Source organism: Streptacidiphilus anmyonensis (assembly GCF_000787855.1).
Classification (GTDB): Bacteria; Actinomycetota; Actinomycetes; order Streptomycetales; family Streptomycetaceae; genus Streptacidiphilus; species Streptacidiphilus anmyonensis.
Genome location: NZ_BBPQ01000015.1, coordinates 45,868 through 56,719, shown reverse-complemented (window position 1 = coordinate 56,719; position 10,852 = coordinate 45,868). Strand labels below are relative to the sequence as shown.

The window sequence follows — 10,852 nt, the reverse complement described above, 5'->3', positions numbered from 1 at the left end:
GCCGCGGCGTGCGCAGCGCCGCGGCGGGCCGCCGGGTACGGTGACGCCATGACTGCGGCGCCGACCCGGGAACCACGCCAGCGCACCGTCGTCGACGACCAGGGGACCGTGCTGGTCCTCGGCGACGTCACGCGGGTGGTGTCCCTGGTGCCGTCCCTCACCGAGGCGATCGCGGTGACCGCGCCCGGCCTGCTGGTCGGCGCGACGGACTGGTGCACCCATCCCGTCGACCTGGACGTCGTCCGGATCCGCGGCACCAAGAATCCCGACACCGCCCGGATCGCCGCGCTGCGGCCGGACCTGGTGGTCGCCAACGAGGAGGAGAACCGGCCCGCCGACCTGGACGCCCTGCGGCAGGCGGGCCTCGCCGTCTGGGTCACCGAGGTGCGCACCCTCGACCAGGCGTTCCGGTCCCTGGACCGGCTGCTCGGCGCCGCCTGCGGACTGCCCCGGCCGCCGTGGCTGGACCTGGCCCGGCAGGCATGGGACGCCGTTGCCGCTCCGGGGGAGCGGCGGCGGGCGATCGTGCCGATCTGGCGTCGGCCCTGGATGGTCCTCGGGCGCGACACCTTCGCCGGTGACCTGCTGCACCGGCTCGGTCTCGTCCAGCTCTACGCGGACCACGCCGAGCGCTACCCGGCCGTGCCGCTCGACGAGTTGCGCGCCTGCGGCGCCGACCTCGTGGTGCTCCCGGACGAGCCCTACGCGTTCACGTCCGACGACGGCCCGGAGGCGTTTCCCGGCCTACCGGCAGCTCTGCTGAGCGGGCGTCATCTCACGTGGTACGGACCGTCGTTGTGCGACGCGCCGACCGTTCTGGCGGAGCAGCTGAACACCGCGCGCCAGGAATAGGCCGCCGCTCGGCCGGACTTCGTCTGCCCCGCGTTCAACATCATTTCACGAACGGCTCCCTGACATGTACTCGCGAGTCACTTACCTTGAGTGTGCTACGCGCGTTGCACACCCTGTCCCGCTCCCGTGCCACACCCCTATCCGCATCAGGAGCTCGCATTGAGAGCCGTACGCCGTCGTCTCATCCAGTCGCTCACGGCCTGCGCCGCGGTCGCCACGGCAGCGATCCTGCCGGGCGCCGTGACCGCGCACGCCGCCGGCGCCTACTCGCTGGTGGTCCTGCCCGACCAGGGCGAGAGCGCGATCTACAACTTCGTCAACTCGGCCACGAAGTCGATCGACATCACGATCTACGAGCTGCGCGACACCACGCTCGAGAACGACCTGGTCGCCAAGGAGAAGGCCGGCGTCGCCGTCCGCGTGATCCTCGACGGCAAGCAGACCTCGGTCAACAACGGCGCGTACACCACCCTCACCAGCGGTGGTGTCGGTGTGACCTGGTCCTCGACGGCCTTCGTCTACACGCACCAGAAGACGATCACCGTCGACGGCACGGAGTCCTACATCTCCACCGGCAACTTCGACACGACCTACTACGCGACCTCGCGCGACTACGGTGTCTTCGACAACACGGCGTCGGACGTCAACGCGATCGAGGCGGTGTTCAACGCCGACTACGCCAAGACCTCCATCACCCCGTCCGACGGCGCCGACCTGGTCTGGTCGCCCACCGACTCGCAGACCCAGATCCTCGGCCTGATCAACGGGGCCCAGCACAGCCTGGACGTCGAGGAGGAGGAGTTCGGCGACACCACGCTGGTCAACGCGATCGTCGCCGACGAGCAGCGCGGCGTGAAGGTCCGCGTCGTCGCCGAGAACGAGAACAACAGCTACACCACCGAGCTGAACCAGGTGACCGCGGCCGGCGGCCAGGTCATGACCTACACCAGCTCGACCGGCTACTACATCCACGCCAAGGCCATCATCGCCGACTACGGCACCTCCACCGCCAAGGCGTTCGCCGGCTCGGAGAACTTCTCCTCCAACTCGCTCAACAGCAACCGCGAGCTGGGCCTGATCGTCAGCGACTCCGGCGTGGTCGGCGGTCTGGAGCAGGCGTTCAACAGCGACATGGGCAGCAGCTCGTCCAGCGGCAGCGTCACGGTGACCAGCCCCGGCAACCAGACCGGCACCGTCGGCACCGCCGCCAGCCTGCAGATCAGCGCGAGCGACACCGCGACCGGCACGCTGAGCTACGCGGCCACCGGCCTCCCGGCCGGCCTGTCGATCAACTCCTCGACGGGTCTGATCTCCGGCACGCCCACCGCGTCCGGCGCCTCCAGCGTGACCGTGACCGCCACCGACTCCACCGGCCCGTCCGGCTCGGCGTCCTTCACCTGGACGGTCAGCCCCGCCGGCGGTGGCGGCTGCACCGCGCAGCAGCTGCTCGGCAACCCCGGCTTCGAGACCGGCTCCGCCACGCCGTGGACCGCCTCCTCCGGCGTGATCAGCAACAGCTCCTCCGAGCCGGCGCACTCCGGCAGCTACGACGCCTGGCTGGACGGCTACGGCACCACCACCACCGACACCCTGGCCCAGTCCGTGGCCGTCCCGGCCGGGTGCACCACGGCGGGCTTCTCGTTCTGGCTCCACGTCGACACCGCCGAGACCAGCAAGACCACGGCCTACGACACGCTGAAGGTCCAGGTCCTGAACAGCTCGGGCACCGTCCTCGGCACGCTGGCCACCTACTCCAACCTCAACGCGGCGAGCGGCTACCAGCAGCACACCTTCAGCCTGGCGAGCTACATCGGCCAGACGGTGACGCTGAAGTTCACCGGCGCGGAGGACTCCGAGTACCAGACCTCCTTCGTGGTCGACGACACGGCGCTCAACGTCTCCTGACCGTCCCGGTCACCGACGGAGCATCGCCCGAGCACCGACTGAGCACCGACTGGGCACCGCCTCCAGGGAGATCCCGGCCGACCGCGGCCGGGATCTCCCCGTTTCCCCGGCTTTCCGCGGCTCGTCCCCGGCCCGCGGGAGGTGCGCCGGGGCGGAAACGGAGTTTCACTGGGGGGAGCGGCCGAGGAGGTAAGGATGACCACCACAGCTGAGATCACCGTCGAGGTCGTCGAGCACGACCCGCACGACGGGGACGCGGTTCTCGCCGTCCTCGCGGAGGCGTTCCAGGCGACGGCCGAGATGTCGCCGACGCCGATGCCCATGACCGCGGCCCCGACGAGCCCGTCCACCGCCCCGGCCACGATGTGCAGGGCCCGCTCCTTCCTCACCATGCCCGAGGCCGCCGCCGTGCTGCGCAGCGCTCCCGCGCACCTGAACCAGCCCGTCGACGTCGACATCCTCGGACCGGCGGACGCCGTCGAGCAGGCCAGGACGCTGCTGGCCGGCGTCTTCACCGTGCAGGACCTCGGATGGGTCTCCGGGGAGCACGAGTTCGAGACCCGCCTGCGCCTGACCTGACCCACCCGGTCCCCCGAGGGACGGCCGCCGGGGCGTCGTCGCCTGCGGATAGATTGCAGGCGACGGATCTTCGAACTACCTCGGGAGCGCGTGTGAGTGAAGTCGGTCCGGCGACCGGTCAGTCCAAGCAGCCGGTCACGATCTCCGACGAGCGGGTGGGGGTCAACGGCGCCATCGCCGCCGCGCTCACCCAGGGGGTGGGCTCGATGCCCGCCCTCTATCTCACGCTGGCCTTCTGCGGCGGCTGGATGGTCCTCGCGACCTGGGGTCCGCTGCACCGGGTGGATCCCTATCCGTTCGGGTTCCTGCTCTTCGTCAACAACGTCCTCCAGCTCGTGCTGTGCGCGGTGATCCTGGTCGGCCAACGGGTGCTGGGCATGGCGGCCGACCGACGGGCCGTGCAGACCTACGAGAACGCCGAGGCGATCTTCGCTCAGGTCGCCGACCTCCAGGCCCATCTCGACCGGCACGACCGGGCGCTGGGCCGCGGAGCCAGCCTGCTGGAGTCCAGCCCGCACCCGTGGATCCGCCGGCACCGGGTACAGGCCCCACCCCAGGCCGTCGACCAGGTCGTGGGCGTCAACGGGCGCATCGCGGCCTGGCTGACGGGCCGGCTGGGCAGCATGGCGGCCTTCTACGTCGCCGCCGGGACGCAGGTCGTGTGGATCGGCCTGGCCGAGTTCGGCCTGCAGCACTTCGACCCCTACCCGTTCGCGTTCATGAGCTTCCTGTCCACCTTCGCCCAGCTCGTCTTCATGATCGTGATCATGGTCGGGCAGAAAGTGCTGAGCCTGGCCGGCGACCGCCGCTCGGAGCAGACCTTCCTCGACGCCGAGGCGATCCTGCACGAGTGCCGGCGCATGAAGGCGCGGCTGCTCGCGCAGGACCGCGTCATCGACAGCCTCTCCGACTACACCTCCGCCCAGGTCGCCGAGCATCTCGCACAGGCCCTCCATCAGAGCCGGATGCAGGCACGCGCCGAGGTCGCGCCGGCGCCGGCGGTCCGACCGGCGCTGCGCCCGTGGCACGAACTCCCGGAGGAGTCCCGGGAGGCCGGTCGCCGCCACGCACGCCGGGTCGGCGAGAGCCTGGCCGCGATCGGCTGCCTGATGTTCCCCACCCCGGACGCGGCCCAGCCGCAGGGGTCGGGGGAGGGCGACGGCGGGCTGCTCGCCTTCGAGGAGCACGAGGCGCGGGTGCTGGCCCGGCTGGAACACGAGCAGCGGGTGCGCGAGCAGGAGCACGCCCGACAGCGCGACGGCTTCCCGTCCTGGGAGCAACTCTCCGAACCGGCAAGGGAACAGGCCGTCGACGCGGTCCGCTATCTGCCGACCGTGCTGGCCGACGTGGGCTTCCAGGTGCTGCGCACGAGCGTGGGGCCGGACGGGGCAGGGGAGTTGGACTTCCTCCCCGAGGACTGGGCCGTTCTCCAGCGGGCACTCACGGCCTCGGGGGTGCTGACCGCCCTCGCGGAGGGAGATGTCGACGCGGACGAGATCGTCGCCATGGTCCAGCTGCTGCGGGAGGCCAGCGTCAGCCACCCCCAGCGCCTCATCCGCGAGTTGGCGGCCGCCTGCACCTTCGACACGGGTCTTACGGGGGACACCCGGTACGCCGACTACGAACAGCCGGCGCTTGCCGCCATCCACTCGGCGACCGCGGTGGTCGCGCGCGTCGCGCCGGCCGAACTGCCCGGCTTCCGGGCGTTCCTGGACGAGATCGCGGCGGTGGTCGCCGAGGCCAACAACGAGGGCGGCTTCTTCGGGCTCGGCGCGCGTCCGCGCACGTCGCGCGAGGCGGCGGCGATGGAGGCGGTGGCCCGCGCGGCGCGCCTGGACGGCTGAGGCCGACTTTGCTGACGCCGTCTCAAATGGGAAGACGGTGGGGCGCTTCAGCTCGCAGCTGCCTGGGTGCGGGCGGCTGCGGCCCTGGCAGATGCGAGGGCCGCGTGTCGGCCGGGGCACGGTGGGGCAGCGTTCGGTCGGCGGCCGGGCGGCCGCCGACCGGAGGTGACCACCCTTGCACTCCTCGCTGCCCACCCAGGCGACCGCCCCCGGTCGCATCGCGATGACCGGGGACCTGAGACGCCCGAGACAGCTGACCGCCGCCGACCTGCGCGCATGGATGGAGCACACCGCCCGCGCGGACTTCGCGTGCGCGACCAGCGGCACGCAGCAGCACACCTTCGCCGGGCCACTGCTGTACGACGTCCTGCGCGACGCCGAGCCCCGGTTCGCGCCGACCGCGCGCAAGGAGCGGGCCCGGTTCCTGGTCTGCGTCCGCGGCGCGGACGGCCACCGGGCGCTGCTCTCCTGGGCCGAGATCGACCCCGAGTTCTCCGCGTTCCCGGTGCTGCTCGCGATGACCGTGGACGGCGTGCGGATGGACCGCCAGGGCCCCCAACTCGTGGTGCCGCAGGACCACTGCGGCACCCGCTACATCCAGCACGTCGTCGCCGTCCACGTGGACGGCGGCTACGCCGCCGCCCACTGACGCATCCGCCCCCGCTCAGCCCCGCGCGGCCGCGACGGCCGCGCCGAGCGCGTCCTTGATCCTCGGCCCGAGTCGCGAGAACCCGAGCTCCTTCATCGCCGCACGCAGCAACTCGTCGTCGGTGCGGTCGACGCCGTCCCCGTCGATCCACCGCACCACTGCTTCGAGCTGCGCAGCGGAGTACGCCGTCACCGGCTTGCCCGGCGTGAAGTCCGGCTTCCCCCCACCGAGGGACTCGGTCTGCGGCTCGACCTCCGCGGCGGCCTCGGCGGCCTGCGGCTCCGCCTCCGGCAGGGTGGTCGTCGCGGGCTCGACCTCGACGAGGGACGCGTTCTCAGCGGCGGGGGCGGTCTCGGCCAGAGCCTGCGGCTCCTCCTCCTTGGTCTCCGCCTCAACCTCGGCGAATGCCACCGGCTCTGCCTGGGCCTCGACGGTCGGCTGGGCTTCGGCCTCGGTGGCGGCGTCCGCGTCCGAGTCGAGCTCGATCTGCGCGGCGGCCTGCGGCTCCGCCTGGTCGTCGAGCTCCGCCTCCGCCTCCGGCTGGGTGGCCGTGACGGCTTCAGCCTCCACGAGGGCCTGCGGCTCCGCGTCGGCCTCGGGCTCACCCTCGGCCTGCGTGACGGGCTCCGTCGCGACGGAAACCTCGGCAACCGACTCGGCGTCGGTCCCGGCCTCGGCCTCGGCCTCGGTCTCGGCGTCGGCCGCCGGCTTCGGCTCGGCCTCGGCCTGCGGCTCCGGCTGGGCGTCGGTCTCCGCGTCCGCCTCCGGCAGGGTGGTCGTGACGGCCTCAGCCTCCCCGAGAGTCTGCGGCTCTGCTTCGGCCTCAGCCTCGGCTGCGATCTCGGCGTCGGCCGCCGGCTCCGCCTGGGCGTCGGTCTCCGCCAACGCCTCCGGCTGGGTGGTCGTGACGGCCTCGGGCTCGACGAGAGTCTGCGGCTCTGCGTCGGCCTCGGGCTCACCCTCGATGCCGGCGAGCGGCTCGGCCTCCGCGAGGGGCTCGGTCGCGGTCTCAACCTCGGCGTCTGCCAACGGCGCTGCCTCGGCTTCGGCGTCAGTGTCCGCCTCCACCTCGGCGTCGGCCTCAGTCAGGGGCTCGGTCGCGAGGGGAGCCTCGGCGACCGGCTCGGTCTCCGCCTCAACCTCAGCGTCGGCCTCGACCTCGACCTCGACCTCGACCTCGGCGTCCGCCGCAGGCGCAGCCGAGGGCTGGGCGGTAAGGGCGGCCTCTGTCTCGGGGTCCAGTGCGGTGCGCTGGGCGATGACCGCGGCGGTGGCCGTCACATCGGCCTGCTGGTCCGTGAGTTGGGACAGGAGCTCGCCGAGGCCCTGGGCCGTCAGCGCGTCGTGGAGCTCGCGGAGGCGCGGGAGGCGGTAGAGGGTGCCCTCGTCGCTGGCGAGGTGGTCGAGAAGGGAGACCAGCTCTGCGAACGGGAGGTCCGCCAGGGCGGTCTCGGACTCGGCGCGCACCAGCGCCGTGAGCTGGTCCAGGCCCGTGAGGGCCGCTTCCGCGGCGGGGCCGGCGGGGTCGAGGAAGGCGGCGTCGCCGGGGAGCGCCGGGCGCGTGTCGGTGCCGGTGAGGGCCGCCCACTCGCTGCGGGTCGCCGCCGTCTCCGCGAGCGCGTCGTGGAGCTCGGAGCGGCGTGCGCCGCGCGACGCGGTGAGGGAGCGGGCGCGGCGCGCGAGGCGGGTGCGCTGCCACCAGGACTGGCTGACGCCGCGCTCGGCGCGCCACGCCGAGGTGGCCGTGGCGGCGAGGAGCGCGTCGAGCGCGTCGGCCTCCGCCGCGTACGCGTCGGGGCGCAGGACCTCCAGGGTGCTGCGGACGCGCAGCAGCAGGGCGACGGCGGTGGCCGTCTCGCGGACGGTCGTGGGCGGGGTGAGGTCGGGCAGCGCGGCGAGTCGTTCCGCGGCCTGCTGGAGGTCGGGGACGTTGTGGCCGCGGAGCTCGGCGAGGACGGTGGAGGCGGCGCGGGCCTCGTCCAGGCGTGAGACGGAGGCGAAGGCGGCGTACCAGGGGTGGGTTTCGGCCCGGAGGGTGAACCCGCCGGCCTCCGCGTAGCGGTTCAGGTCTTCCCGGGCTTCGGGCGACAAGAGCGGTGACGGGAGGGTGCTGGTGCTGTGGACGGAAGCGAGGGTCATAAGCGGAGGTCCCTGGCTGAGTCGGTGACGTGGGCGGTGGGCACCCACGATAGGGGTAACGGCCTGCGGAGCGTCGGCCGCGTCCCCGCCGACACGAAAGGGGCCCCTCGTGCGGCCCTCACGGGGGCCGAAGATCACCGCCCGTGCAGGTGGGCTGACGCACCGTCGGCGGTCCGGGCCCGGCGGCGCGGACCTGCCGTCGCCGGTTCACATCCCGTGGCCGTGGTGCCTGCCCTGGTGCGAAGGGTGAACGGCCGGCGGCGCGGAGTGGTCCACGGCGTCGGGGGAGCCGCCCATCATGGCCAGCATCTGTCGGCCGCCGGTGCGCAGGAACCGGATCACCAGCGCGGCGGCCACCAGCAGGAAGACGATGTTGAGGAACGTGGTGTAGTTCCAGCTCACGCCGTCCGTCGGGATCTTCGCCTCGGACTGGTCCGGCACCAGGCCCAGCCCGCCGAAGACGAGCTCGACCGCGTAGCCGGCGACCACCATCGCGGCGTAGAAGGTGGCGGCGAGGTACAGCGCCATCCGGCCGCCGTAGTACTTCCGGTAGATGCTGAGGATCGGAAGGATCAGCAGGTCGGCGAAGATGAACGCGACCACGCCGCCGAAGCTGATGCCGCCCTTCCACAGCACCACGGCCAGCGGCACGTTGCCGATCGAGCAGACGAAGGACACGAGCGCCACGACCGGGCCGACCAGCGGGCCCCAGATCTTGGACAGCAGCGGGTGTCCGCTGAAGAAGAAGTGCTGCCAGAAGGAGTCGGGCACCCAGGCCGCGATCGCCCCGGCGATGAGCAGACCCAGCACCAGGTCGCGCAGGATCGCCGCCCACTCCATGACGAACACGTGGGAGACGGACGTCAGGCCGCGGCGCGACAGCAGTCGCCGCCGGAACGAGCCCTCGCCGCTCACGGACATGTCCATCGCCGCGTGGCCCTCCATCGAGCTGGCGAGGCCGCGGTCGGCCTGTTCGCGGGCGTCCCGCAGCAGACGGGCGCGCAGGGTGAGGCGGAAGAGCAGGGCCAGCACCACGATCATGATCGGCCCGCCGGTGAACTCGGCGAGGGTGAACTGCCAGCCCATCAGAAGGGCCAGGATCACACCGAGTTCGATCACGAGATTGGTCGAGGCGATCTCGAAGGCCATCGCCGCGGTGAAGTCCGCCCCCTTGCGGAAGAGCGAGCGGGCCAGGGCCACGGCCGCGTAGGAGCAGGACGAGGAGGCCATGCCCAGCAGCGAGGAGACGGCCAGGGTCCGCGGCCGGTCGTCGCCCATCAGCCGGGCCACCGTCGCCTTGTGCACCACCGCCTGGACGATCGCGGACAGCAGGAAGCCCAGGATCAGGGCCCAGGTGATCGCCCAGGTCATCGAGCCGGCGATGGACAGGGCGTGGAGCACGGCGTGAACGACCGACATGGTGTGATCATCTCCGCGGAACGGTGTGCGTGCGAGCCGACGGGCCGATCACCGTTCTCTACCCCATGGGGGTATGCCGCACGCTTGCCCCGTGTCGCACGTGGCGTGCCGGGCCCTGATTCCCGCGCGGACGCGGCAAGGCCGCCCCCGCACGAGGCGGGGGCGGCCTTGGTCCAGCGGCGCGGACAGGGATGAAAGCCGCCGCTGGGGTCAGGGTTTCCTGATCAGTAGCCCTGGGTGCCGTAGGCGATGTTCTCGAAGGCGCCGTAGGTGGCGTTCGCGTAGCGCACGGCGGCGATGATGTTGTCGACCGGGTTCCAGATGTCGGTGTAACCCGGCAGCGCGTAGGCGTTGAAGGTCGGCTGGATGGTCTGCATCAGACCCTCGGACGGGGTGCCCGCGGCGGCGTTGCCGTCCCAGTTGTTGACGGCCAGCGGGTTGCCGGAGGACTCCGTCATGGCGCGGGCCTGGATGGCGGCGGCCGGCGGCACGTGGTCGCCGTGGGCGGCCAGGACGGCCTGGGCCTGGGCGATCCAGCCGCTCAGGTTGTTCGCGTAGACCGGCTGCGCGGCCTTGGCGGCGGCAGCGGCGGCGGCGGCCTTCGCGGCGGCAGCGGCCTTCGCCTGGGCGGCGGCCTTGGCGGCAGCGGCAGCCTGCGCCTGCTGCTGGGCCTTCGCCTTGGCGGCGGCCTGGGCTGCAGCCTGGGCCTTGGCCTTCGCGGCGGCGTCGGCGGCGGCCTTCGCCTTGGCCGCGGCGTCCGCCTTGGCCTTCGCGTCCGCGGCGGCCTTCGCCTTGGCGGCGGCGGCAGCCTGCGCGGACTGGCTGGCCAGCGGGGCGCGCTGCTCGGAGCGGTTCGCGGTGTTCGTGGTGGGGCGCGCGGCCGCGGTGCTCGCGGCGGCGGCCGTGTGCACCGTGCTGGAGTCGTTGCCCGTCAGAGCCACGGCGGTGCCGGTCGCAGCACCCGTGACGAGCAGGGCGGCGCCGATGCCGGCGGTGACGCGCCTGTTCAGGCGGGTCGCGGCGAGGCGCTTGTTGAGCTGCACGAGGTTCAGGCGGATGCGGGATCGCATGTCACTCCAATGTCGACGGAACTGCCCGAGGCCGAGGGCGCACGAATCCCCGCGAACGCCGGTGACGGCGTCGCTGTGTATGGGTCCCGCACACGGCGACATCGGGCTTCGCCCGACCGAGCAGGGGAGCGGTACGGCGTTTGACAGGTCGGTGCTCTGGCACCGGTCGCCGCGCTCCCGGCAGGCTCTCTGACCGCCTGCCTCGTGAACACTCACACGGCCTTCACAAACGGAGCAAGGGTTACCGCTGGTAAGTGGGACGCGCCACAACAGGCCCGTGACCTGCGTCTCAGCGCCTCAGGAAGGGCTGAAGATCCCCCGGATGGCCGAGAGCCGCCCCCGCCGAACGGCGGGGGGGGCTCCTTGCCTGGTCCCACGAAGGACCGGCCGTGCAC

8 protein-coding genes are annotated in these 10,852 nt (G+C 72.4%); 5 read left to right on the top strand and 3 right to left on the bottom strand.

Going from position 1 to position 10,852, the window contains the following annotated elements:
* Positions 1-48 precede the first annotated feature (48 nt).
* From TR50_RS16595 to TR50_RS16570, 5 genes are all read left to right on the top strand, one after another.
* Complete coding sequence (locus TR50_RS16595) at positions 49-852, top strand: helical backbone metal receptor (protein WP_236654445.1); 804 nt, start codon at positions 49-51, stop codon at positions 850-852.
* A gap of 159 nt (positions 853-1,011) precedes the next feature.
* Positions 1,012-2,757 (top strand): phospholipase D-like domain-containing protein, encoded by a 1,746-nt coding sequence (locus tag TR50_RS43580; RefSeq protein ID WP_063775085.1) that lies wholly within the window; start codon positions 1,012-1,014, stop codon positions 2,755-2,757.
* Between the two features lie 195 nt (positions 2,758-2,952).
* A complete protein-coding gene (locus TR50_RS16580; RefSeq protein ID WP_042421456.1) occupies positions 2,953-3,336 on the top strand; it encodes a hypothetical protein in 384 nt (127 codons plus the stop codon).
* Positions 3,337-3,428: 92 nt separating this feature from the next.
* The gene (locus TR50_RS16575; protein WP_042421455.1) at positions 3,429-5,180 is read left to right on the top strand and encodes a DUF1003 domain-containing protein; all 1,752 of its coding nucleotides are present in this window, start codon (positions 3,429-3,431) and stop codon (positions 5,178-5,180) included.
* Positions 5,181-5,355: 175 nt separating this feature from the next.
* The gene (locus TR50_RS16570; RefSeq protein WP_369405745.1) at positions 5,356-5,829 is read left to right on the top strand and encodes a molybdopterin-dependent oxidoreductase; all 474 of its coding nucleotides are present in this window, start codon (positions 5,356-5,358) and stop codon (positions 5,827-5,829) included.
* Between the two features lie 15 nt (positions 5,830-5,844).
* Here TR50_RS16570 and TR50_RS16565 read toward each other — a convergent pair whose 3' ends face one another.
* From TR50_RS16565 to TR50_RS16555, 3 genes are all read right to left on the bottom strand, one after another.
* Entirely contained in the window at positions 5,845-7,968 is a 2,124-nt protein-coding gene (locus TR50_RS16565) for a hypothetical protein (RefSeq protein WP_042421453.1), read from the bottom strand.
* 207 nt (positions 7,969-8,175) lie between these two features.
* Positions 8,176-9,387: a permease gene (locus tag TR50_RS16560; RefSeq protein WP_042421451.1), complete on the bottom strand. Its 1,212-nt coding sequence runs from the start codon at positions 9,385-9,387 to the stop codon at positions 8,176-8,178.
* Positions 9,388-9,611: 224 nt separating this feature from the next.
* Complete coding sequence (locus tag TR50_RS16555; protein WP_052441046.1) at positions 9,612-10,457, bottom strand: lytic transglycosylase domain-containing protein; 846 nt, start codon at positions 10,455-10,457, stop codon at positions 9,612-9,614.
* Positions 10,458-10,852 lie beyond the last annotated feature (395 nt).